The sequence below is a fragment of the Pseudomonas sp. ChxA genome, assembly GCF_030263855.1.
Lineage (GTDB): Bacteria > Pseudomonadota > Gammaproteobacteria > Pseudomonadales > Pseudomonadaceae > Aquipseudomonas > Aquipseudomonas fluorescens_CB.
This window is the reverse complement of sequence record NZ_JARPMK010000001.1, coordinates 837,401-860,112: the sequence shown is the minus strand read 5'-3', so window position 1 is coordinate 860,112 and position 22,712 is coordinate 837,401. Positions and strand designations below refer to the sequence as shown.

The window sequence follows — 22,712 nt, the reverse complement described above, 5'->3', positions numbered from 1 at the left end:
CAATTGTACGTCGTACAATTTATCGCTACAGTCCGTCACGCATGAATACCCCATGACCCTAAAAACAAAAACGTCAGAGGTCTTAAATCGTGGCGACTGCATTCAACGAAGTGGTCCAGGGCCAACGGCTTTGGCAGCCCTCCCCTGAACATATCCAACATACCCGCCTCACGCACTACCTGGCTTGGCTCAAACGCGAGCGCGGGCTGAGCTTTGTCGATTACCACGGGCTATGGCAGTGGTCGGTCGATGATCTGGACGCTTTCTGGCAATCGATCTGGGACCACTTCAAGGTGCAGACCAGTAGCCCATACCACGCGGTGCTGGGTGAACGTACGATGCCAGGCGCAGAGTGGTTTCCCGGCGCGCAGCTGAATTTTGCCGAACACATTTTGCGCAACGAACGGCAAGGCGATGCGCTGCTCTACCTGAGCGAATCCACCGCTTTGCAGGGCTTGCCCTGGGTCGAGTTCTGCGACCAGGTACGCACGCTCGCCGGCTATCTGCGAGAGCTCGGCGTAGTACCCGGTGATCGCGTGGTGGCTTACCTGCCAAATGTCCCCGAGGCGATGATTGCGCTGTGTGCCTGTGCAGCCATCGGCGCGATCTGGGCCAGTTGCTCGCCGGATTTCGGCAGCGAAGGTGTGCTGGATCGGGTGCGGCAATTAGCGCCGAAAGTGCTGTTGGCGGTGGACGGCTACCGGTATGGCGGCAAAGCGTTTGACCGGCGTGGCCAGGTCCGGCAGATCGTCGCCGAGCTGGGCAGTATCCAGCAGGTCATTGTGCTGCCGACGCTGTTTCCTGATGAGCCATTGACGCTGCCCAACGCCATCGACTGGCACAGTTTGCGCCTGCGCCCCAGGGTGCCCGCCGCCGATTTCCAGTGCGAGCAAGTCCCCTTCGATCATCCGTTATGGGTACTGTTTTCGTCCGGCACCACAGGGGTGCCCAAAGCCATCGTTCACAGCCAGGGTGGGGTTCTGCTGGAGCAGCTCAAAGCACTGCATCTGCACCTGGATTTCCGTGCGGGTGACACCGCCTTCATTTTCACCACCACCGGCTGGATGATGTGGAACACCTTGTTCAGCGCCTTGCTCTGCGGTGTACGCCCGGTACTTTACGACGGCCATCCCACCTGGCCAGGCACCGATGCGCTGTGGCAAATCCTGCAAGACAGCCGCGCGAGTTTTTTCGGCACCAGCCCCACCTACATTGAGTTGATGCAGCGCGAGGGCGTGGTGCCTGGCGAGCGTTTTGACCTGCACGCACTGCGCACGGTAATGCCGGTGGGGTCGCCGGTTTCACCGCAGTGTAATGCATGGTTTTATCGCAACCTGAACGCGGCGGTGTGGGTCAACACAGGCAGCGGCGGTACGGATATCTGCACCGGCTTGGTCAGTGGCGTACCGACCTTGCCGGTGTATGCCGGCGAGATCCAGGCGCGCGCCCTGGGGGTGGATGCCCATGCGTTTGATGCGCACGGCCAACCGGTGATCGATCAAGTCGGCGAGCTGGTGGTGAGGTCGCCCATGCCGTCGATGCCGATGTATTTCTGGAATGACCCCACGGGCGAGCGCTATCGCGACAGCTACTTTCAGCCGTGGCCGGGCGTGTGGCGCCATGGGGATTTCTTTTTGCTCAATGCTCGCGGCGGCTGCCAGGTGCTGGGGCGTTCCGATGCGACGCTGAACCGCTTTGGCGTGCGGATCGGCACGGCGGAGATTTACCGGGCGCTGGAACACATCGCAGAAATCGAGGATGCACTGATCGTTAACCTTGATTTGCCCGAGGGCGGTTTCTTTATGCCGCTGTTTGTACAGCTGCGTGCCGACGCGGTGCTGGATGAGCCTTTGCAGCAACGCGTGAATGACTGCCTGCGCCTGGCATGCACACCTCGGCATGTGCCGGACTGCATCCTGGCTGTACCGCTGATTCCCACCACCCTCACCGGTAAAAAAATGGAAGTGCCGGTACGCCGGATTCTGATGGGACACGACCCGCAGAAAGTCGCCAACCCCAGTGCCATGCGTGACCCGCAGGCGCTTGAGTTCTTTATCGAATACGCCGCCCGGAGCCGCCAGCCATGAGGGGTAAAGCTTATATCGTGGGTGCCTATGAACACCCAACACGTCACGCCACTGACCGCTCGCTGGCGCAGTTGCATGCCGATGTGGCACGCGGCGCCCTGGAGGATGCGGGGCTGAGCCTCAGTGATGTCGACGGCTATTTCTGCGCCAGTGATGTGCCGGGCTGGGGGGCGCCAGGCGTAGGGCCGTTCTCCATGGTCGAGTACCTGGGTATCCAGCCACGGCACCTGGATACGACGGAAAGTTGGGGCTCGTCCTACATGCATCAAGTCGCCCAGGCTACCCGCGCCATCGCCGATGGGCGCTGCCGCGTCGCCTTGATCACCCAGGCCGGGCGCCCGCGCGCCGAGCGCCAACGTCCGCAAAGCAGCGCATTAGACCCAGCGTACAGCGCCTGTGAAGCGCCGTTTGAAACGCCCTATGGCGCTGCCGTGGTCAACCTCTACGCGATGTGCGCCATGCGCCATCAGTACGAACACGGCACCACGGCCGAGCAATTGGCCTGGATAAAAGTCGCGGCGTCACACCATGCCCAGCACAACCCGCAGGCCATGTTGCGCAATGTGGTGACGGTGGAAGACGTACTGAATTCACCCTGGGTCGCCGCCCCTTTGCGGCGCTTGGACTGCTGCGTGATCAGCGACGGCGGCGGCGCCCTGGTGCTGGTCCATCCGGCCATTGCGCGCTCGCTCAAACGGCCGCTGATTACGCCTATCGGTTCGGGCTATGCGATTAACCATCTGAACGGCGGTTACTTCGACCTGCTGACCTCGGGTGGCGCGCAATCCGGCGCCGATGCATTTGGTGAGGCGCGCCTCACGCCTGGCGATATTGACTACGCCTCGCTGTACGACAGCTTCACCATCACCGTATTGATCCAGCTGGAAAACCTCGGTTTTTGCGCCCCTGGCCAAGGCGGCGCCTTTGTCGCCGACGGCAAGTTGATCAGCGGTGTCGGCCCTTTGGCGGTAAACACTGACGGCGGCGGCCTGTGCAATAACCACCCCGGCCATCGCGGCGGCATGGCCAGGCTGATCGAGGCTGTGCGCCAGTTGCGCGGCGAAGCACACCCGGCCGTTCAACGGCCCCATTGCGCACTCGCTCTGGCCCACGGCACCGGTGGCCTGCTGGGTTCACGCCACGGCAGCGCCACACTCATACTGGAGCGCCTCTGATATGCCGCTGACCTCACCGCACATCACCGCGGAAAGTGCGCCGTTCTGGGCCGCCGCCAATCAAGACCAACTGTTGCTACGCCGCTGCCTGGACACCGGCAAGGCCTACTACTACCCCCGCGATCACAGCCCGTTCACCGGCAGCACCGCAACCGATTGGATCGTCGCCAGCGGTGGCGCCACCTTGTACAGCTTCAGCTATAGCGGGCGCGCAGACGACGTGCATTGCATTGCCTACGTAACGCTCGACGAAGGGCCAACGATGTTGTCGGTCATCCAGTGTGAGGCTGCGCACCGCTTGTGCATCGGGCAACGGCTCAAGGTGGCGTTTGCGCCCACGCCGAGCGGCCAAAAAGTCCCCGTGTTTGTTCCATCAGCCTGATTGTCCTTTTTGAGTTGACGGTAAGACACGTACCAGCCGATTTATCACTTAGAACCCACCTACTAATCTGTGCCCATGTTGAACGCAACGCCAAACCAACCTAAACAAAAAAGGACTTCAACCATGAGCGCTCCAACCCTCAGCCGATTGAACAAAGACGACGCCATTGTTCTGCTGATCGACCACCAAACCGGCCTGATCTCGCTGGTGCAGGACTTCTCCCCCAATGAGTTCAAAAACAACGTGCTGGCCCTGGCGGACGTCGCCAAGTTCTTCAACTTGCCGACCATTCTGACCACCAGCTTCGAGCAAGGCCCCAACGGCCCGTTGGTGCCGGAATTGAAGGAGATGTTCCCGCAGGCGCCGTACATCGCTCGCCCTGGTCAGATCAATGCGTGGGACAACAAGGATTTCGTCAAGGCGGTCAAGGCGACTGGGCGTAAGCAGATTGTCATTGCCGGTGTGGTGACGGATGTGTGTGTGACATTCCCGACGTTGTCGGCGCTGGCGGAGGGGTTTGAGGTGTTTGTGGTGACGGATGCGTCGGGCACGTTTAATACGACGGTGCAGCAGGCCGCGTGGAGCCGGATGGTGCAAGCGGGGGCGCAGATGATGAATTGGTTTTCGGTGGCGTGTGAGTTGCAGGGTGACTGGCGCAACGATATTGAGGGGCTGGGGAATTTGTTGTCGCAGCGGATTCCTAACTATCGGAACTTGATGAACAGCTATTCGGTGCTGGCGGCGCGTCAGGGTTGAGATTGATAGGCTTTAACCTGTGGGAGCGGGCTTGCCCGCGATGGCGGTGAATCAGTCACTACATTCGGTGGCTGACATACCGTCATCGCGGGCAAGCTCGCTCCCACATTTGGGCTTTGCTGCGTTGCAATTGGGGTGGCTCAGTCGAGAATCAGATGCGGTAGAAACCGGCTTGAGTCCTTGGTGATCAGGCTGTTGTCTTCGCGCACGCCGATGCCTGCGGCTTGGTCAGCGATGACCCAGGAGCCGATCAGTGTGTAGCTGTCGCCAAACCTCGGCAGCGGCGCAAATTCTTGAAGGATAAACGGCGCGTCCGTGTAGGGGCCGTCTTCTTTTACGATCAGGCCGTCGGCGGTTTGCAGTTCGATGTTGGCGCCTTCGCGGGAGAAGAACGGCTTGCGTACCCAGCCCTTTGGCACGGCTTTGCCGGGGTCGGTGTCCAGGTGGGAGGCGAGCAGGTTCGGGTGGCCTTTATTGAACTCCCACAGAAGCGGCAGGATGCCTTTGTTGGAGAGGATGGCTTTCCACGCGGGCTCGAAAAACTGCGTATCGCTCTGGGCAATCGCGGCGCCGAAGGGTTCGTGGAAGATGAATTCCCAGGCGTGCAGTTTGAACAGGTGGGGAATCCAGCGATCCTCAAGGTCGACGAAGCGGCCGTCGCTGGTGAGGCCGATGTCTTCGATATCGATGTGGCGGGATTCGATACCGACTTTTTCGGCGACCAGGCGCAGGTAGTCGGTGGTGCCTTTGTCTTCGATGGAGTCTTTCATCGAGGCGAAGTAGAACGGCTGGTTCAGTTGCAGTTGCGCGAAGGCTTGATGCAGCTTGGTGTCGATGCTGTTGAACTGGTCGGCGTGCTTGGGTAGCAGGCCGCGCTCGATGCATTGCTCGAGCCAGCCCCATTGAAACGCCGCCGCTTCGTAGAGGCTGGTGGGTGTGTCGTAGTTAAGTTCGAGCAGTTTGGCTGGCCCGCTGCCGTTGTAGGAGAAGTCCATGCGCCCATACAGGTGCGGGTGGCCTTCGAGCCATGAGGTGCGGATCATGTCGAAGAACGGCGCGGGAATGCTCAAGCGTTCCAGCAATTCCTCGTTTTGCACCACGCGCGCCACGAGGTCCATGCACATGTCATGGATCTCGGTGGTCGGGTCTTCGAGGTCGCGCTCGATTTGTTCGAGCGTGAACTGGTAGTACGCGCTTTCGTCCCAGTAGGGTTCGCCGTCGATGGTGTGGAACAGGAAGCCGAGGCTTTCGGCGGTCTGTTTCCAGTCATGACGTTCTGCGCAGTGGATCTTCTTCATGGCCTGGCTTCCTTAACTGCTCGACCCGCCGCCGCCCCAGCCGCTGCGGGCGCTGGCTTTGCTGCCAAAACCGCCACGGGAGGTGGACGACGCGACGTTCACCGGCTTGCTGGAGGAGCGCAGCGTGTTGGAGTAATTGCTGCTGCCGTATCGGGCCTGGTTGGAGCGGCCAAAGGTCGCCCCGTTGGAGACACGCTGGTTGAGCGTTGAGTTGCCGTAATTGCCGCGATCATCGCGGTAGCGGTACACCGGCTCGGAGCGGTAGCTGTTGCGATTGCTGCTGAGCATGTTGCCGATCAACAGGCCGGTGAGCAGGCTGCTGGTGGAGAAGCCTGAGCCACCGCTGTTGGCTTGCGCGCCGGCGACTTGGGCATTGGCCGCGTCGACCTGGGATTGGGTCACCCGGCCTTCGGCGGTCAGTTCGAAACCGCCGAGCCTTGGGATGAACTTGCCGGTGGAGTCTTGCTGGCACCAGTCGGCGACAAAGTCGGCATCGCAATCGGTCTGGCTGTCGTACACCGGCGCGATGCGGCGGTGCTCGGCCATGGCGGTCATGTAGGCGTCCGAGCAGACGTCGACCGGCAGCTTTTCATCGGCGCATTGCTGGACCGACTGGAAGTTGTACTTTTTCTGCAAATCGTAGGTTTTTTCGGTCGGCCCACAGCCGGATATCGCCATGGCGACCGACGCTGCCAGCGACAGCTGGACGTACTTGCTTCGTTTCATCGAGAGCTCCGTGCGCAATCAGTACTGGGTGGGCGTCATGCACGCGGCGTTCAGCATGCCGACGCTGATAGCCACGGCGGCCACGTAGATGCCGGCCGCAACTTCGCCATTCTTGATGCGCTCGGACGTGCCTTTGAGCACCAGGCTGGTCAGCAGAAATGCCAGCAGTTGGACGACGGCGGCGATCACCGACCAGACCACAAAATCCAGCAGGCTGATGGAGTAGGCAATCACGTTGCTGGCCGGAATGGCGAAGCCAATGATCGCGCCGCCCAGGGCCACCGCCGCCGAAACGTTGCCGGCGCGGATCAGTTCGAACTCCTTGTGCGGGGTGATCCGGGTGTAGATGAACTGGAACAGCGCGAACAGCACCGCAGCCCCCAGGATGTAGATGACAAAGCCGAGCACAGCGGCTTTGTTCAGGGAGATGGAGAGAGCTTCTAGCATGGACGGCTTCCTTTTTTAGAGCGCAGTCAGGTCGGTTGTGTACAGCGAAATGCCCAGCGACGTGCTCAGGCTGATGCCACCCTCGGCATCTTCTTCGACGGAAAACAGCAGGAACTCGCGGCGATCGGTCAGCCCGGTGTCGCGGGCGTACAGCATCGAACGGTGCTCGACGTTGTAGGCGTCTTCCGGGTTTACCACGCGCTCGCTCATCGCCACCAGTTCGGTCTGGCCCGCTTCGCCACCCCACACACGGGCGTACTCGACGCCGTTGTGGGTGTAAGTCGGCAGCCCGATCAAGCTTTGTGGGCCTGCCAAGCGGCGCAGTTCCGCCTCGCTGCTGATGGTGACGTAGCTTAAGTAGTTGAACAGGATCACCGACTCGACTTGCCCGGCGATGTCGCCAGTGGTATGCACCTGCAGCCAGTAATCTTCGTCGTTCATGTAGTAGCGTGACAGCCAGGTCGACTGCCCGAGATCAACGGTGCCGTTGGCCCAGATTTCCTGGGAGCCAGGGATCACCACCGAGGTTTTTTCATCGAGCAGCAATTTCAGGCTTGAGTCGAACATCACGCCTTTGCCGGGTGCCAGGCCTAGCGGGCCGGTGGTCGGCAGAGGCAATGTCGACTCGGCATTCGCTTGTGGGGCCTCAAGCCCCATCAACTGTTTAAACCATCCCATTGGAGAGTTCCTTGAGGTGGGTGGAGGCGATAGAGAAGGGAATAGATGAGAAACAATAAGAGCCGGAGATGACGCCCGAGCGCCACACAAAAAAATTCGACATGTCGCCCCTGACTCCCTGGGTACTTGATTCCTGACGCCATCGCCTCAGCGTCTGTAGGCGCAAGTGCGTTCACCCGGCATTAAACCTGCTGCGCGGTGCAGAGAGAAGTACCTTGGCAGCAATAAATCCGGCGAGCGCACCAAACAGGTGCCCCTCGAAGGAAATACCCTGACGCGGCACAAACCCCATGATCAACCCGCCATAAAACACCGCGACGACACCGGCGATTAACAGGTTGCTCCAGCTCCTGTGGAACCAGGCGCGTGACAACAGGTAGGCCCATAGCCCAAAGACCCAGCCGCTGGCACCCACGTGTACGCCGCTAAACCCGAACAACCAGACCAGCGAACCGCCCAGCAGGATAATGATCGCGCTCACGCTGACGAACCGGTTGAGCCCTTCGGCCATGACCAGGGTGCCCAGCACTACAAAGGCGATCAGGTTTGCGCTTAGGTGGGCAAAGGAGGCGTGCAGAAACGGTGAGGTGAGGATGCCCAACAGGCCCTGCACGGTCCTCGGGATCAGCCCGAATGCCATGAGGCTGTAGCCCGTCGCGACATTGAGCAGTTGCAGCGCGACCATGAACACGGCCAGGCCTGCGATTGTCTTGAAACCCTTCAGGGCGTCCATCCTGACCTCGAGGTAAAAAGGGCACCGATCAATGCCCGCCCGTTAAGAAAGAATACAGTCACTGTGGCGAGGGAGCTTGCTCCCGCTGGGCTGCGCAGCGGCCCTAAAAATGGGACTGCTACGCAGTCCAGCGGGAGCAAGCTCCCTCGCCACGGGTCCGGCAGTGCAAGCGCTACTCGGCCGACTTTTGCTTCAGACGCTCCAGAATCGCATTAGCGCTGCCAGTGTCCGGCGTGATGCCGGCTTCGCGCAGTTTGCGTTCCAGGTCGGTACCGGTCGATGCCTCGGCCAGTTCGTCCTGGGCTTGCAGTTCAGCGGCACGTTGCTGCTGTTTGGCCTGCAGGCGGTTGAGTGTGCCAACGGCGGTTTCCAGCTTGCCGTTGGCGCCGCCGCTGGCGACGGACGCGCTGACCTGGGCCTTTTGCACGCTTTCGCGGGCCTTGGCCATGTCCACTTGCTGGCGCAGGCTTTTGATCCGGCTTTCGGCCTTGGTGATGTCCTTGCGCATGCTGTCGGCGTAGCCACCGAACTCGGCGGTCTGCTTTTGCTCGGCGTCGCGCTCGTTGGTCAGGGTCGAAATGGCTTCGGCCACTTCCAGGGCCAGGTCTTCACGGTTGGCCTGGATAGCGGCCATCGCTTTGGACTCAAGGTCTTTGATCTTGGCGTCGTACTCGCCCACGCGATCCGCCGCCAGCTTGTGCTTGGCCATGATGCTCACCAGCTCACGCTTGGCGTTGGCCAGTGCGGTGTCGGCGTCGCGAATTTCTTGATCAAGGATGCGCAGGGCCTGTTGGTCGACGATCGATTCGCCGACTTCGCTGGCACCGCCACGCAACGCGGTGAACAATTTGCTCCAGATGGACTGACTCATTGGATACTCCCGAATACTTAATTGAAGAAACGTTCGAAGGCTTCGCTGGCGCGCTGCACGTTATCGACCAGGGTTTTCACCTCGGTCACGATGTTGGTCAGGCTGGAGTCGGAACTCAGCGCACCAAACATGTTGTAAACAACCTGGCCGTTCGGCATGGATTCGATGCCGATAGACGACAACGGGAACATTTCCCGACTGCGCAGCACGGCGTCATTGAAGGCCGTTACATCGTTGATCGACTCGACGTCGACCAGCACGGTATCGACGATGATCTGCTCGCCCACCACCGCGATGTAAATCGGCAAGCCACCGAAGTCGTTCATTTCCAGCTTGATGCTGGACTCGGAGCCTTGAACCAGAGAAAGCGTAATGTCTTTGGCGACCACTTCGTCCAGGGCCTGAAGCGCGCTGAAAAGGCGGTCGATGTTCCAGTTGGTACCTGCGCTCATGAAATTCTCCGACATAAATGAGCCAGCCAGAATCGGTTGGCGAAGCTGTTTCTCCATTTGCTTGAGCAGGCTTCGGTTTTCGGGAAGCACCCAAGTCTCGTGTTTCACATAACCGGCGGCCGCCAGCCCCGCGCGCATCTGCTTCATGTAAAAGCTCGATGGCTTTTTAACCGGCGGCTTCAAGCGCTCTCCCTTACGGCTTGCCGAATCGGTATCGGGCTCTGCGGACGGGCTCGATGGAGAGCTGCTTTTCATGGTACTGGCCTCGTTGTGAAAATCTCACGCGTGAGAAAATCTACGCGCTATTTTCGCCAGGCTCAATAGCTCACGCGTGAGATTTTTTGTATCACTTTTCCCGCAAGGCCCAGGAGCGCCCATGCTCAGGCTAAGGCTCCTTTTTCAAATCTGATGAACGGTTAAATGGCCGTTGTTGGCGCGCCCATACATCGCTCACCATGCTCTAGCGCAAGCGTACCGCGCACATCGGGCTTTTTTTCAGGCGCTGGCCTTACTGCATAAATGTTCCGAAATTACCTTGGCCTTGTGAATTGTTGTGAAGGCGTTGCGAATCAGCCAAAACTCCGTGCTAAGTTCTGTGACATTGCTGCGTAACGTTACAGTTCACAGCATTCATGCACAGCGGCCACCCAACTAAGTCCGCCCTCTTGTTATCAAATAAACAGCCTCGGGTAGTTAACCAGGAAGTTGTACGCCCCTGCGCGCTTTAATAGTCGGCGGGGCCACACTTACATCAGGAGAATAACCATGGTAGCCAAAGTAGAAACGACCCCAAAGGACGCCGCGGTCACTAACAAAAGCTCTGTCGCTGCCTGGGAAAAGTCCGTAAAAAAAGCCGCCGCCGCGCCCAAAGACGAGTTGGGCAAAGGCCAGAAGCGCCCCGACGGTGACACCCGCTCGGCCCAGCAAATCATCGATGACACGCCCCTGCTCGCCCAACTGGGCAATCAAAGCGGGGTGAAGGACAACCTTAAAAAGCAGGTCGGTGATTTTGAGAAAGACGCAGATGCCGCCTATCGCGCGTCCAAGGTGCTGGAGCACGTGGAATACATCGACGAAGACGGCAAGCTCACCGATGGCAAGGAGGTCGGCAACCACAGCATCGACGGTTTCACCAAGGACGGCGAAGCCCGGCATGGCACCGAGGCGGGCCGTTTGCAGGACTTTGGCAAGTATGGGTATTCGAGCCTGCGCGGCGAAGTGGTCAAGTCGGACCTGGGCGACAAACAGAAACGCCCCGACGGTGACACGCGTTCGGCGAAGGAGATTATCGACGCCACGCCCCTGCTGAAAAACCTCGGCAACCAGAGCGATGTGAAGGACAACCTCAAGAAGCAAGTGGGCGATTTCGAGAACGACGCCGACGCCGCGTACCGCGCCACCCAGGTGTTGGAACATGTAGTGAGCATCGATGAAAACGGCAAGTTGCTGACCGGTTATGACGCGCGTAACAAAGACAACGACAGCATTGATGGCTTCACCAAAGACAAAGAAGCCCGGCACGGCACCGAGGCCGGCCGCTTGCAGGATTTCGGCAAGTACGGCTACTCAAGCCTCAAGGGCGACCTGATGCACGTCAAGGACGCGACGCACACCGACAAGGCCGCGCCACCCGATGAGCCACAGGACGTGCAGGCCCTGCGCGACAAATACAACATCCCCACCTTCGGCGCCGAAGGGCTGATGGACATGGAGCTGCCCAACGACAAAACCGTGGGCGGCCAGACGGCCGAGAACTTTGTGCAGGGCATCCGCGATGACATCAAGAGCGGCAAGCTGACCGAGGACTCGGATGAAGCCAAGATCGTCAAGCTGATGGACGCCCAGGCCGCACTCGACAGTGGCTATGACCTGTACGGCTACGCCGAGAGTATCAACCTGGGCAGCGGCACTTACCGCGAAACGGATAAGACTCCGACTAAGTTGAACGGCAAGGACGTCAAGGAGATGGTCGACGAGGACAAACTCGCCAAAGAAATCTCCACACTCATGGGCAAAGAAGGCATTAAAGACCGTTACGATTCAGAACTTAAGAAAAGTGTCGGCAGTTTGTCGGAAGATCGCTTGAATGAAGTTCGCGAGCAAGTGTTCCCGGCACTCTTCAAAGACGGCACGCGTGATGCCAACTTGAACTTTGAAGAGTATGTAATCGCCATGAATGACTCCGGCGATCCGAAAAAGTCGGAAACGGCCGAACTCGATGTGGACCGTTATTTCGAATCGCTGCGCATCCTTGAGCCGGACAGCTACACCGCACGTCGTCAGACTTTCGACCAGAACATGATGACGCACCAGCTCAACACCTACATGGAGAACCCCGACAAGGTTTCACCGGAAAATGCCGAAAGTGGGTTGAAAGCCTCGTTCACGATGATCAAGGGCGGTATCAACGCCGCCCTCGGTGGCCTGGACAAGGGCGACAAAGCTTACGACATGTACAAAAAGATGAAGGATGAGATCGACATCCTCGACGGCCATATCAAAGGGCTGACGCCGGCCGAAAACAAACAGATCGCTGCGGCGATACGTCTCGCTGCCGCCAGCGGCGACCCGAAAGCCATCGACAAGGTGGTCGACACCCAATTGAAGGGCTTGGGCGCCAATCGCGAGGCGGCCGCCGGCTCCCTGAAGACGGTGTTGCACACCGCCAGTTCCACCGGCGGGCTGAGTGCCATGGCGGGCACCATGAACCTGGTCAGCGGCGCCCTGCAGCTCGCCAATGGCGGCGGCAACATGACCGACGACCAGAAAATTGCCGCCGCCAAAGACTTGGTCGCCGGTTTGAGCTTTACCAACGACTTCCTCAAGTTCGGTTCGAACATTGTGGAAACCCTGGGAGGCACTAAACCCTATGAACCTGACGTGGATAAAGACGGCAAAGGCCCGGCAAAAATCAAAGCCACTGAATGGCTGGGGCTGATCGACGAGAACCTGCCGGATATCTGGGGCAAGAAATCCACCGAAAAATCCGACGCACTGGCTGCCTCCATCAGCACCCAGGTTAAGGAGTCTTCCGAGACCCTGAAGAAACTCGACGTGGGCAACCTGTCGGCCGATGAGGTCAAGGAGTACGACAACGCGGCCAAATCCCTTGGCGAACACATGGGCGTCAAGGACATTCCCGGCAAAGGTAGCCCGGCGTCAAAATCCGAGATTGCGATCGCCTCCGGGCGCTCATTCCTGCGCTTTATGGGCGGCGCCGGCCTGGATTTGACCGGCGGCGTGATGGATATCGTTTCCGGCGCACGCAAACTCAAAAACGCCAAGACTGCACTGGAAAAAACCGACGCGGCCTTCACCCTGGGCGGGGGTGCATCCGGTACCGGTATGGCCATTGCCAATACCATCGCGATGTTCGCCCCAAAAGGCGCGCACCTGGCCGGCAAATTGGCCGGTGATGTTGCCGCCACCGTGGTACGCGGGCTCGCCATCGGCGCCCGTATTGCGGGCCCGGTTTTCGCCGTGGCCGGTGTGATCTTCGGGGTGGCAGGCACCTTGATCGCCGAGGCGGTCGAGCATGCCAAAATGCAAAAGCTCACCGACTCCCAAGGCAAGTTCTTCAAAGACCTCGCCGCTGCCGGCGTGACCAAGGACGACTGGGGCGACAAGCTCGAATACGCGCGTTATGCCAGCTATATGTACGGCGGTCGCGACACGCCAGACGACAAATCGATGTTCGAGTACCAGTCGGACGAATGGAAACACTTCAAGGAAACCGAAGATAAAAAAGGCAGCTCCCTGACGCGGCTGGCGCCCTACCTGCACAAGGACAGCGACCCCGACAGCAAGAACTTGTGGGAAAAATTCCTGGCCGGCGGCACCAGCACCAGCGGACCCCATGGCAGTGAACGGCATACCGATGACTGGCGGCCTTGGGGCAGCACGGACATGGATGCGGGCAAGCAGGAAAGGGCCTGATTTTATCCGTTCAACGTTTGCAGCCTGCCTGAACGGCAGGCTGTAACGGTTAAACGCACCTAACCCGCCAGCTCCCGCTCAATCTGCTCAATGCTTGGCAAACTGGTTTGTAGCTCTGCCGGTAAAGACTCCACCAACTGATACTCCGCCACGCCGATCGGCCGGTTGTTGTCGCGCAATGCGTATTCAGCCACCACTTCATTTTTGCTCTTGCACAACAATAGGCCAATGGTGGGCCCGTCCTGCGGGTGTTTAAGCTGGGCATCCACTGCCGACAGGTAAAAACTCAACTTGCCGAGGTGTTCAGGCTTGAATTTGCCTGTCTTGAGTTCGATGACTACGTAGCAGCGCAGCTTCAGGTGATAGAACAACAGGTCGACGAAAAACTCATCACCGCCAACATCCAGCAACACCTGCTGCCCGACAAAGGCGAAGCCGGCGCCCAGCTCAAGCAGGAAGTCGGTGACGTGCTTGATTAACGCGTTTTCTATATCGCGCTCCTGCGCATCCAAAGCCAGGCTGAGGAAATCGAAGCGATAAGGATCCTTGAGCGATTCGCGCGCCAGGTCGGATTGGGGCTTGGGCAAATGGTCTTCAAAATTGCTCACGGCCTTGCCACTGCGCTCCAGCAGGCGATGCTCGATTTGCATCACGAGGGTGTTACGTGACCAGTTGTGTTCAATTGCCTGGGCGACATACCAACGGCGCGTTTCGGGGCCGGGCAGTTTGTCCAGAAGGGCCAGTTGGTGATACCAAGGCAATTGTGCAAGCACCCCTTGCACAAACTCTGCGTCCGGCCACGCCTCGGCAAACGCGCGCATATATTTGAGGTTGCGCGGCGAAAAGCCCTTCATCTTGGGGAAGGCCGCGCGCAAATCTTGGGCAAGGCGATCAACCACCTTGCTGCCCCAACCCTGCGCGGCCTGGCGGGTCAGAATATCGTGGCCGATCTGCCAGTAAAGCAGCACCAGTTCGCGGTTCACCGCCAGCGCTGCTCGCTGCTGGGCCGTATGGATGCGCAGTTTAAGGTCGCTCAACCAGTCGCTGTAGCCCACAGGAGGCGTGATCAAGCCGATGGAGGTTTCGCTCATGCCCGTTTCACTCTTGACTGGAGAGGCACAGGCTAGTCAGTGGTTTTTACCGTCACAAGGGGCCGTGAGCGCTTCAGGAAGGGCCTTGCACAGATCACAGAAACGTCCTGCTGGCCTTTGCAAATCGACGCATTGCTGGGCCGTGCCTTGACTCTCCCCTATACAGCACACCCTACCCTGAAAGGCCCACTTTCAGGTTTCGGCACCATGATTCAGCGCATCCTGCTCATTCTCGGCCACCCCTCCAGCACCAGTTTCTGCTCAGCCGTCGCTGATACCTACATCCACGCGGCTACAATCGCCGGCCACGAGGTCCGCGTCCTACGGCTAGGCGAACTGGCTTTCGACCCGGTCCTGCATAACGGCTACACCCAGCCCCAAGCCTTGGAACCCGATTTGCTCAGCGCCCAAGCCGATATTCTCTGGGCGACTCATCTGGCGTGGGTTTTCCCGATCTGGTGGGGCGGCATCCCGGCATTGATGAAAGGCTTTATCGACCGTATTTTCCTACCCGGTTTTGCCTTCAAATACCGCAAGGGCAAGGCATTCCCGGATAAGCTGCTGCAGGGCCGCACCGCCCATTTATTGGTGACCCTGGACACGCCAGCGTGGTATTACCGCTGGGTCTATCGCATGCCGGGCATTCATCAGTTGCGCAGCACTACCCTGGATTTTTGCGGCATCAAGCCGACCAAGACGCTGATGTTCGGACCTGTACTGGGATCAACCGCAACGCAGCGCGACAAGTGGCTGAAACAGGTCGGCGCACTATTGGAAAAAAGGAGTTTTCATGTACATCGGCAAAGCCGCGCAGTTGTCGGGCACGACCATCAAGGCGATTCGTCATTATGAAGCGATTGGCCTGTTGCCAGCGCCACAGCGCGCGGGACGTTATCGGGTTTACTCGGCGCAGAATGTCGAGTTGCTGACGCTGATCAAATGCGCGCAACAGCTGGGGTTCAAGCTCAAGGAGTTGCAGGGGATTTTGCACGGCAGCCAAGACGATGCTCGGCTTTGGGAGCGCGCGACCCAGGCCATCGCCATCAAACAGCACGAACTCACTGCGCAAATCGCGGAGCTGCAAAAGATGCAAGCGGGGTTGCTTGAACTGGAGGCAATGACTCAATGCACCGAAACCCTGCAAGGCAGAGCATTGCGATGAACAGCCGACCAAGCTCGTCGCCAACCGGCCATGGGTAGTCAGAGCAAGTGGACGAAGAGCCGAATAAAATGCACAATCGGCTCACCCCATGAGCCGAATAACCTTCTTATTCGGCTCACACACCCAGGCACACGTCCATGGACCAACCGAACTGGATCTGGCAACACGCCGACTGGCCACACTTCCACTGGCAGCCTGGGCACCTTGCGGCCCTTTTGCGTGAGTGCGGGCAGGCCCAAGGCAAGTTGCTAGGCATGCTCGGCTCCGTCAGCCAAGCGACGAGCGCGCAGAATGAACTGGATGCACTGCTGCAAAATATCCTGACGTCCTCGGCCATCGAGGGCGAGCACCTGAATGTTGGCTCTGTGCGCTCCTCATTGGCACGACGCTTGGGCCTGGAGGCCAAGGCGGATGGCCAAGTCAGCCGCCGCAGCGAAGGGCTTGCCGAATTGATGATGGATGCTACCGCGCAATTCGCCCAGCCGTTCACCCTCGCTCGCTTATTGAATTGGCATCAATGGCTTTTCCCTGAGCCGGATGCCGGCATCACTGCACGCATGCTCAATATCGGGGGGTTGAGGGGCGATGAGCCCATGCAGGTGGTGTCAGGGCGACTTGATCGGCCGACCGTGCACTTCGAAGCCCCACCACGCCAGGGCCTGGAGCAGGCAGTGGATGATTTCCTCGAATGGTTTGAGTCCAGCCGCGATCAGCCTGAACTGGACCCACTGGTACGCGCAGGCGTTGCGCACTTCTGGTTCGTGACGCTGCACCCATTCGATGACGGTAATGGCCGCCTGACCCGAGCAATTACTGACTTGGCGCTGGCCCAGGGCGAGCACCAGGCCATTCGCTTTTATGCCCTGTCGGCCAGCATTCTTGAGGACCGCGCTGGGTACTACCACGCGTTAGAGACCAGCCAAAAAGCCACGCTGGACATCACCGACTGGTTGCAATGGTTCCTCAAAACCCTGCTGCGCAGCCTGCAGCAAGCCATGGCGCGGATTGATCGGGTACTGGACAAGACACGGTTCTGGCAACAGCACCATGACCTATCTTTTTCCGTTGAACAGGTCAAGGTACTCAACCGCTTGCTCGACGGTGGTGACAAAGGTTTTGAAAAGGGCATTAGTGCCGCGCAATACCAGGCCGTAGCGAAGGTGTCCAAGGCAACGGCGACGCGGCATCTGGCTTATCTGCTGGAAAAAGGCTGCCTGGTACGATTGCCCGGCGCAGGCCGCAGTACGCGCTATCAAATCCCTGAAACGGGCAACTGAACCACCCCGCTCATTTGCCCAGAATCCCCATGTCTGCTAGTGTCGCGCCGGTTTACCGTCTACCGGATTAGCCGCCATGGCCCGCAAAAAAGTTGCACTCGATTTCGAACAATCCCTCGCCGACCTGCAAACTCTGGTTGAGCGTCTGGAGAACGGCGAGTTGTCGCTGGAAGACTCGTTGACGGCGTTTGAGCAAGGCATCGGCCTGACTCGCGACTGCCAGAGCGCGTTGGCGCAGGCAGAGCAGAAGGTGCAGGTGTTGCTGGAGCGCGACGGGGAGTTGGCCGAAGAACCCTTCGATGCGGAACAGCCCGAATGATCGATGCGTATCAGGCCAGCAGCCAAGCCCGGGTCAACGCGGCGCTCGAACCCTTGTTCGTGGCGCCAAGCCCGCAAATGCAGCGCTTGTATGAAGCCATGCGCTACAGCGTGATGAATGGCGGCAAGCGTGTGCGCCCGTTGCTGGCGTATGCGGCCTGTGAAGCGCTGGGCGCGCCGGCCGAGCAGGCCAATGGCGCAGCGTGTGCGGTTGAGCTGATTCATGCCTATTCGCTGGTGCATGACGATCTGCCGGCCATGGACGATGACGATCTGCGTCGCGGCCAGCCCACCACCCACAAAGCCTTTGACGAAGCCTACGCGATCCTCGCCGGTGACGGCTTGCAGAGCCTGGCGTTCAGCGCCTTGCTGGACCCGCGCCTGAACAGCGTGAATGCCGAGATCAGCCTGCGCATGGTTACGGCCCTGGCCTTGGCCGCGGGCCCGGCCGGTATGGTCGGCGGGCAGGCGATCGACATGGGCTCGGTCAGCCTCAAGCTGGACCAGAAAGCCCTCGAACATATGCACCGTCACAAGACCGGCGCGCTGATCGAAGCCGCCGTACACTTGGGCGCCCTGGCCAGTGGCCGCGCCGAAGCTGCGCAATTGGCGGCCCTGCAGACTTACTCCCGGGCCATCGGCCTGGCGTTTCAGGTGCAGGACGACATTCTCGACGTGGAAAGTGACACTGCCACCCTGGGCAAACGCCAAGGCGCGGATATCGCCCGAGACAAACCGACTTATCCGGCGTTGCTGGGTCTTGAAGCCGCCAAGGCTTACGCCCTGGAACTGCGCGACCAGGCCCTGGACGCCCTGCGACCTTTCGACGCGGCGGCCGAGCCACTGCGCGACCTGGCGCGGTATATCGTCGAACGCCGCCACTGATAACCGCGGCCTTTCGCGCCGCATATCGGCCAAGTTCGGCGCCCTGCGTGGGCAGTTTGCACCGCTTGAGGTAAACTGCCGCCTCTTCTATACCTATAACGATTCGCCTGATGCCCACGACGTTTCAAGAGATTCCCCGCAAGCGCCCGTCCACGCCCCTGCTCGACCGTGCTGTCACGCCGGTCGGCCTGCGTCGACTGGGTGAAGCCGAGCTGGAAACCCTGGCCGATGAGTTGCGCCTGGAATTGCTCTACACGGTCGGCCAGACCGGTGGGCATTTCGGTGCCGGGCTGGGCGTCATCGAGCTGACCATCGCCTTGCACTACGTGTTCGACACCCCGGACGATCGGCTGGTGTGGGACGTGGGCCATCAGGCGTATCCGCATAAAATCCTCACGGGCCGCCGCGAGCGCATGGGCAGCCTGCGCCAGAAGGACGGCCTGGCCGCCTTCCCGCGCCGCTCCGAGAGCGAGTACGACACCTTTGGCGTCGGCCACTCCAGCACCTCCATCAGTGCCGCGCTGGGCATGGCGATTGCCGCCCGCCTGCAAGGCAGCGATCGCAAGGCGATTGCGGTGATTGGTGATGGCGCGCTGACCGCCGGCATGGCCTTTGAAGCACTGAACCACGCGCCGGAAGTGGACGCCAACATGTTGGTGATCCTCAACGACAACGACATGTCGATTTCGCGCAATGTGGGTGGCCTGTCCAATTACCTGGCAAAAATTCTTTCGAGCCGCACCTACGCCAGCATGCGCGAAGGCAGCAAGAAGGTGCTCTCGCGCCTGCCCGGCGCGTGGGAAATTGCCCGGCGTACCGAAGAATATGCCAAGGGCATGCTGGTGCCCGGCACCCTGTTCGAAGAGCTGGGCTGGAATTACATCGGCCCGATCGACGGCCATGACCTGCCGACCCTGATCGCCACGCTGCGCAACATGCGTGACCTCAAAGGCCCGCAGTTCCTGCATATCGTCACCAAAAAAGGCAAAGGCTTCGCTCCGGCGGAAGTCGACCCGATTGGTTACCACGCCATCACCAAGCTCGAACCTGTGGATGCGCCCGCCGCTGCGCCAAAAAAAGCCAGCGGGCCGAAGTATTCCGGCGTGTTTGGCGAATGGCTGTGCGACATGGCCGCCGCTGACCCGCGCCTGGTGGGCATCACCCCGGCGATGAAGGAAGGCTCCGACCTGGTGGCGTTCAGCGAGCGTTTCCCGCTGCGCTACTTCGATGTGGCAATTGCCGAGCAACACGCAGTGACCTTCGCCGCCGGCATGGCCTGTGAAGGCGCCAAGCCGGTGGTGGCGATCTACTCCACCTTCCTGCAACGCGGCTATGACCAACTTGTTCACGATGTGGCGGTGCAGAACCTCGACGTGTTGTTCGCCATCGACCGCGCAGGTTTGGTCGGCGAAGACGGCCCGACTCACGCCGGCAGCTTCGATTTGTCCTACCTGCGCTGCATCCCCGGCATGCTGGTGATGACCCCGAGCGACGAAAACGAGCTGCGCAAGATGCTCAGCACCGGCCACCTGTATAACGGCCCGGCTGCCGTGCGCTACCCGCGCGGCAACGGCCCGAATGCGCTGATCGAGAAAGACCTGGAGCCGATCGAGATTGGCAAAGGCATCGTACGTCGCCAGGGCAGCAAAACCGCGTTTATGGTGTTTGGCGTGCAGTTGGCCGAGGCCCTGAAGGTCGCTGAGAAAATCGACGCTACCGTAGTCGACATGCGCTTCGTCAAACCGCTGGATGAGGCCCTGGTGCGTGAAATCGCCGCCAGCCATGAACTGCTGGTGACCGTCGAAGAAAACGCCATCATGGGTGGTGCCGGTGCGGCAGTCAGTGAGTTCCTGGCGCGAGAGAACATCCTCAAGTCGGTACTGCACCTGGGCTTGCCGGATGTGTATGTGGAACACGCCAAACCGGCGCAGATGCTGGCCGAATGTGGCTTGGACGAGGCCGGGATCGAGGCTTCGGTGCGCACGCGCATGGCGCTGCTCAACCTGTAAACGCCAATAACATGTGGGAGCTGGCTTGCCTGCGATAGCACCACCTCGGTCTTACTGAAAAACCGAGGTGGTGCTATCGCAGGCAAGCCAGCTCCCACATTGGTTTTGTATTGCTGCTCAATGCTATGGACAGCCCATGAATCGCTTTCGCTTTGCCCTGCCCCTGCTGCTGCTGCCCGCCACTGACGTGCTGGCCGACAGCTTCGAGCGCGACGACGCCCTCAAACTCCCCAACGTGGTGATCAGCGCCAACCGCCAGGTGCAGGCGCGTAACGACAGCAGCGCCGCCAACAGCGTGTTCACCCGCGATGACATCGACCGTTTGCAACCCACCAGCGTGAGCGACTTGCTCAGCCGTGTACCTGGCGTGCAAGTGGCACAGAGCGGCGGCCGTGGCAGCGTGACCAACGTGTATGTGCGTGGCACCTCTACCGCCCAGAGCCTGGTGCTGGTGGATGGCCAGCGCATCAGCAGTTCCACCACCGGCACCAGCAACCTGCAATACCTCAACATCGACCAGATCGAACGCGTAGAAGTGCTGCGCGGCTCGCGCTCGGCGATCTACGGCAGCGATGCGGTTGGCGGGGTGATTCAGATCTTCACCCGACGCAACACCGACTCTGGCCTGCAACCTCGCCTGCACGTGGGCTTTGGCAGCAATCAGACGTGGGAACGCAGCCTGGGACTGTCCGGCGGCGACCAGCAAACCCGCTTCAGCCTCGGCGCCAGCCTGGATGACACGGCAGGGATCAACCGCACGCACACGTCGTACCCGAGCGATGGCGACCACGATGCTTATCGCAACCAAGCCATCAGTTTGAGCCTGAGCCATGCCTTCACCGATGACATCGACGCTGGCGTGAACCTGTTGGATAACCGTGGCAAAAGCGAATTCGACAACCCTTTTGGCCGCTATGATTCGCTCACCTACCAGAGCTTCCAGCAACAACCCTATACAGACTTCACCGTCAGCAGCGTCAGCAGTTATGTCGACGCGCGCATCAACGATGTGTGGAAGTCTCGCCTGGAGCTGGGTCACAGTGAAAACCGCGAAAAAACCCTGGATAAACTCAGCGACGACCGCAGCGTGTTCAACACCTACCGCGACTCGCTGACCTGGCAGAACGATTTGACCCTCAATGATCAGAACAGCCTGATCCTGGGTGGCGACTGGTACGAAGACCGAGTCAACAGCAGCACCGTGCTCGCCGAAGACAGCCGCTGGAACCGTGCCGCATTTATCCAGCACCGCTTTGAAGCGCAGTATTTTTCCACCGAGTTGGGCCTGCGCCGCGACCAGAACCAACAATTCGGCGGTCACAACAGCTGGAGCGGCACCCTGACCCTGCCAGTGAACCCGGATAACGATCTGTTGTTCAGTTACAGCGAAGGCTTCCGCGCACCGACGTTCAACGACCTTTACTACCCGGACGAATACGGCTTTAAAAACGCCAACCCGAACCTGAAGCCCGAAACCTCCAAAAGCTATGAACTGCAATGGCGCAGCCAGCTTAGCGAGACCAGCCGCCTGGAAGCCTCGCTGTACCGCACCGATATCCAGGACGCCATCGTGTTCGGCAGCGACGGCCCGCAAAACGTCAGTTCGGCCCGCATCAATGGTTTTGAAGCCGCGCTCAAACAAGAACTGTTCGGTTGGCAGGGCAGCCTTGGGCTGGCGATGATTGACCCACGCGACCGCGACACCGGCCACACATTGGCCCGCCGCGCCAGACGCACGGTGAGCCTGGATCTGGATCGCCAATTCGATCAGTTTGGCGTCGGCGCCAGTTGGCAAGCGGTGAGCAGCAGCTACGATGACCCGAACAATCAGCAACGGTTGGGCGGTTACGCTTTGCTGGGGCTACGCGCCAGTTGGGCGGTGAACCGTGAAGTCTCGCTGAACATGAAGGTCGATAACCTGCTGAACAAAGACTACAGCCGGGCGTTGTATCAGTATCAAGGCCAGCAATACGGCTACCGGGAAGAAGGCCGGGCGCTGTTGTTTGGAGTGACCTGGACACCGGAACTGTAACGCCAGCGCGCACTATCAATGATCAGTATTGCCTCTTGATTCGCTCGTTAGACGTCAGGCTGCCTGCTGCCACCTCCTTGCTGCACGTTGAGTAGCCCCAGGCATTTGCCCAACCTTGAGAGGTGAACGAGACGAAATAATCGGCTCTTTTACCATCGCGCTCCAACGCGTAATCAAAGCATTGGGAGGTGCCGCCACGGATCGAGGTGATTTTCGTAGGCTTCTGGATATTGAGGAGGTCTTGCCGGGTGCTGTCCACCTCCACCGAGGTGACCCTGTCCACCACAGGATGATTGCCAAATGTCCGAAGTTCGGAAATTCTTTGGGAAATATCGCACCCGCTTATAAGCGCCAATGCGAAAGCCGCGCCGGCCATCGCCAATAGATAACGCATGAT

The 22,712-nt window shown here is 59.8% G+C and carries 21 protein-coding genes; 12 read left to right on the top strand and 9 right to left on the bottom strand.

Annotated elements, in window-relative coordinates; all coding sequences use genetic code 11:
* Positions 1 to 89: 89 nt before the first annotated feature.
* From P5706_RS03780 to ycaC, 4 genes are all read left to right on the top strand, one after another.
* Positions 90 to 2,087 (top strand): acetoacetate--CoA ligase, encoded by a 1,998-nt coding sequence (locus P5706_RS03780; RefSeq protein WP_285678590.1) that lies wholly within the window; start codon positions 90 to 92, stop codon positions 2,085 to 2,087.
* Positions 2,084 to 3,262 carry a thiolase family protein gene (locus P5706_RS03775; RefSeq protein WP_285678589.1) on the top strand — a complete coding sequence of 393 codons (1,179 nt, stop codon included), beginning with the start codon at positions 2,084 to 2,086 and terminating at the stop codon, positions 3,260 to 3,262. The genes P5706_RS03780 and P5706_RS03775 overlap by 4 nt, the downstream gene beginning before the upstream one ends.
* Position 3,263: 1 nt before the next feature.
* Positions 3,264 to 3,644, top strand: coding sequence for a Zn-ribbon domain-containing OB-fold protein (locus P5706_RS03770; protein WP_285678588.1), 381 nt, complete (start codon positions 3,264 to 3,266; stop codon positions 3,642 to 3,644).
* A gap of 123 nt (positions 3,645 to 3,767) precedes the next feature.
* Complete coding sequence (gene ycaC / locus P5706_RS03765) at positions 3,768 to 4,400, top strand: isochorismate family cysteine hydrolase YcaC (protein WP_285678586.1); 633 nt, start codon at positions 3,768 to 3,770, stop codon at positions 4,398 to 4,400.
* Between the two features lie 140 nt (positions 4,401 to 4,540).
* On the opposite strand, the gene P5706_RS03760 is transcribed toward ycaC, so the two are convergent.
* From P5706_RS03760 to P5706_RS03730, 7 genes are all read right to left on the bottom strand, one after another.
* Entirely contained in the window at positions 4,541 to 5,698 is a 1,158-nt protein-coding gene (locus tag P5706_RS03760; protein WP_285678584.1) for a glutathionylspermidine synthase family protein, read from the bottom strand.
* 12 nt (positions 5,699 to 5,710) lie between these two features.
* Positions 5,711 to 6,424, bottom strand: a complete 714-nt coding sequence (locus tag P5706_RS03755) for a DUF1190 domain-containing protein (RefSeq protein ID WP_200432084.1) — start codon at positions 6,422 to 6,424, stop codon at positions 5,711 to 5,713.
* 18 nt (positions 6,425 to 6,442) lie between these two features.
* Positions 6,443 to 6,871, bottom strand: coding sequence for a DUF350 domain-containing protein (locus P5706_RS03750; RefSeq protein WP_056861936.1), 429 nt, complete (start codon positions 6,869 to 6,871; stop codon positions 6,443 to 6,445).
* Between the two features lie 15 nt (positions 6,872 to 6,886).
* A complete protein-coding gene (locus P5706_RS03745) occupies positions 6,887 to 7,549 on the bottom strand; it encodes a DUF2491 family protein (RefSeq protein ID WP_200432083.1) in 663 nt (220 codons plus the stop codon).
* Positions 7,550 to 7,721: 172 nt separating this feature from the next.
* On the bottom strand, positions 7,722 to 8,282 hold the full coding sequence (locus P5706_RS03740) for a rhomboid family intramembrane serine protease (RefSeq protein ID WP_285678583.1): 561 nt from the start codon (positions 8,280 to 8,282) through the stop codon (positions 7,722 to 7,724).
* 172 nt (positions 8,283 to 8,454) lie between these two features.
* Positions 8,455 to 9,153: a PspA/IM30 family protein gene (locus P5706_RS03735; protein ID WP_200432081.1), complete on the bottom strand. Its 699-nt coding sequence runs from the start codon at positions 9,151 to 9,153 to the stop codon at positions 8,455 to 8,457.
* Positions 9,154 to 9,170: 17 nt separating this feature from the next.
* Positions 9,171 to 9,752 (bottom strand): YjfI family protein, encoded by a 582-nt coding sequence (locus tag P5706_RS03730; protein WP_032865490.1) that lies wholly within the window; start codon positions 9,750 to 9,752, stop codon positions 9,171 to 9,173.
* Between the two features lie 618 nt (positions 9,753 to 10,370).
* Here P5706_RS03730 and P5706_RS03725 point away from each other — a divergent pair.
* Entirely contained in the window at positions 10,371 to 13,541 is a 3,171-nt protein-coding gene (locus P5706_RS03725) for a type III effector HrpK domain-containing protein (protein ID WP_285678582.1), read from the top strand.
* A 59-nt stretch (positions 13,542 to 13,600) separates the two neighbouring features.
* Here the strand turns inward: P5706_RS03725 and P5706_RS03720 are convergent, their stop codons facing one another.
* Positions 13,601 to 14,632 carry a PDDEXK nuclease domain-containing protein gene (locus P5706_RS03720; RefSeq protein WP_285678581.1) on the bottom strand — a complete coding sequence of 344 codons (1,032 nt, stop codon included), beginning with the start codon at positions 14,630 to 14,632 and terminating at the stop codon, positions 13,601 to 13,603.
* A gap of 207 nt (positions 14,633 to 14,839) precedes the next feature.
* Between P5706_RS03720 and P5706_RS03715 the strand changes: the two genes are divergently transcribed.
* The 7 genes from P5706_RS03715 (at position 14,840) to P5706_RS03685 (ending at position 22,315) form a co-directional block, all read left to right on the top strand.
* Positions 14,840 to 15,484 carry an NAD(P)H-dependent oxidoreductase gene (locus P5706_RS03715; protein ID WP_200432078.1) on the top strand — a complete coding sequence of 215 codons (645 nt, stop codon included), beginning with the start codon at positions 14,840 to 14,842 and terminating at the stop codon, positions 15,482 to 15,484.
* Positions 15,423 to 15,794, top strand: coding sequence for a MerR family transcriptional regulator (locus P5706_RS03710; RefSeq protein ID WP_200432077.1), 372 nt, complete (start codon positions 15,423 to 15,425; stop codon positions 15,792 to 15,794). The genes P5706_RS03715 and P5706_RS03710 overlap by 62 nt, the downstream gene beginning before the upstream one ends.
* A 137-nt stretch (positions 15,795 to 15,931) precedes the next feature.
* Positions 15,932 to 17,071, top strand: coding sequence for a Fic family protein (locus tag P5706_RS03705; RefSeq protein WP_285678580.1), 1,140 nt, complete (start codon positions 15,932 to 15,934; stop codon positions 17,069 to 17,071).
* Positions 17,072 to 17,147: 76 nt separating this feature from the next.
* Positions 17,148 to 17,390, top strand: a complete 243-nt coding sequence (locus P5706_RS03700) for an exodeoxyribonuclease VII small subunit (RefSeq protein ID WP_003176346.1) — start codon at positions 17,148 to 17,150, stop codon at positions 17,388 to 17,390.
* Positions 17,387 to 18,274, top strand: a complete 888-nt coding sequence (gene ispA, locus P5706_RS03695) for a (2E,6E)-farnesyl diphosphate synthase (protein ID WP_285678579.1) — start codon at positions 17,387 to 17,389, stop codon at positions 18,272 to 18,274. The genes P5706_RS03700 and ispA overlap by 4 nt, the downstream gene beginning before the upstream one ends.
* Before the next feature lie 110 nt (positions 18,275 to 18,384).
* Entirely contained in the window at positions 18,385 to 20,283 is a 1,899-nt protein-coding gene (dxs, locus tag P5706_RS03690; protein WP_200432074.1) for a 1-deoxy-D-xylulose-5-phosphate synthase, read from the top strand.
* A gap of 136 nt (positions 20,284 to 20,419) precedes the next feature.
* On the top strand, positions 20,420 to 22,315 hold the full coding sequence (locus P5706_RS03685; RefSeq protein WP_285678578.1) for a TonB-dependent receptor domain-containing protein: 1,896 nt from the start codon (positions 20,420 to 20,422) through the stop codon (positions 22,313 to 22,315).
* Between the two features lie 22 nt (positions 22,316 to 22,337).
* Here P5706_RS03685 and P5706_RS03680 read toward each other — a convergent pair whose 3' ends face one another.
* Positions 22,338 to 22,709, bottom strand: coding sequence for a hypothetical protein (locus P5706_RS03680; RefSeq protein WP_200432072.1), 372 nt, complete (start codon positions 22,707 to 22,709; stop codon positions 22,338 to 22,340).
* Positions 22,710 to 22,712: the final 3 nt, after the last annotated feature.

Coding starts and splice junctions, on each gene's coding strand:
- P5706_RS03685 (WP_285678578.1), top strand. CDS start 20,420: ATGAATCGCTTTCGCTTTGCCCTGCCCCTGCTGCTGCTGCCCGCCACT.
- P5706_RS03735 (WP_200432081.1), bottom strand. CDS start 9,153: ATGAGTCAGTCCATCTGGAGCAAATTGTTCACCGCGTTGCGTGGCGGT.
- P5706_RS03760 (WP_285678584.1), bottom strand. CDS start 5,698: ATGAAGAAGATCCACTGCGCAGAACGTCATGACTGGAAACAGACCGCC.
- P5706_RS03745 (WP_200432083.1), bottom strand. CDS start 7,549: ATGGGATGGTTTAAACAGTTGATGGGGCTTGAGGCCCCACAAGCGAAT.
- P5706_RS03740 (WP_285678583.1), bottom strand. CDS start 8,282: ATGGACGCCCTGAAGGGTTTCAAGACAATCGCAGGCCTGGCCGTGTTC.
- P5706_RS03715 (WP_200432078.1), top strand. CDS start 14,840: ATGATTCAGCGCATCCTGCTCATTCTCGGCCACCCCTCCAGCACCAGT.
- P5706_RS03750 (WP_056861936.1), bottom strand. CDS start 6,871: ATGCTAGAAGCTCTCTCCATCTCCCTGAACAAAGCCGCTGTGCTCGGC.
- P5706_RS03720 (WP_285678581.1), bottom strand. CDS start 14,632: ATGAGCGAAACCTCCATCGGCTTGATCACGCCTCCTGTGGGCTACAGC.
- P5706_RS03775 (WP_285678589.1), top strand. CDS start 2,084: ATGAGGGGTAAAGCTTATATCGTGGGTGCCTATGAACACCCAACACGT.
- P5706_RS03705 (WP_285678580.1), top strand. CDS start 15,932: ATGGACCAACCGAACTGGATCTGGCAACACGCCGACTGGCCACACTTC.
- P5706_RS03755 (WP_200432084.1), bottom strand. CDS start 6,424: ATGAAACGAAGCAAGTACGTCCAGCTGTCGCTGGCAGCGTCGGTCGCC.
- dxs (WP_200432074.1), top strand. CDS start 18,385: ATGCCCACGACGTTTCAAGAGATTCCCCGCAAGCGCCCGTCCACGCCC.
- ycaC (WP_285678586.1), top strand. CDS start 3,768: ATGAGCGCTCCAACCCTCAGCCGATTGAACAAAGACGACGCCATTGTT.
- P5706_RS03680 (WP_200432072.1), bottom strand. CDS start 22,709: ATGCGTTATCTATTGGCGATGGCCGGCGCGGCTTTCGCATTGGCGCTT.
- ispA (WP_285678579.1), top strand. CDS start 17,387: ATGATCGATGCGTATCAGGCCAGCAGCCAAGCCCGGGTCAACGCGGCG.
- P5706_RS03710 (WP_200432077.1), top strand. CDS start 15,423: ATGTACATCGGCAAAGCCGCGCAGTTGTCGGGCACGACCATCAAGGCG.
- P5706_RS03725 (WP_285678582.1), top strand. CDS start 10,371: ATGGTAGCCAAAGTAGAAACGACCCCAAAGGACGCCGCGGTCACTAAC.
- P5706_RS03730 (WP_032865490.1), bottom strand. CDS start 9,752: ATGAAGCAGATGCGCGCGGGGCTGGCGGCCGCCGGTTATGTGAAACAC.
- P5706_RS03700 (WP_003176346.1), top strand. CDS start 17,148: ATGGCCCGCAAAAAAGTTGCACTCGATTTCGAACAATCCCTCGCCGAC.
- P5706_RS03770 (WP_285678588.1), top strand. CDS start 3,264: ATGCCGCTGACCTCACCGCACATCACCGCGGAAAGTGCGCCGTTCTGG.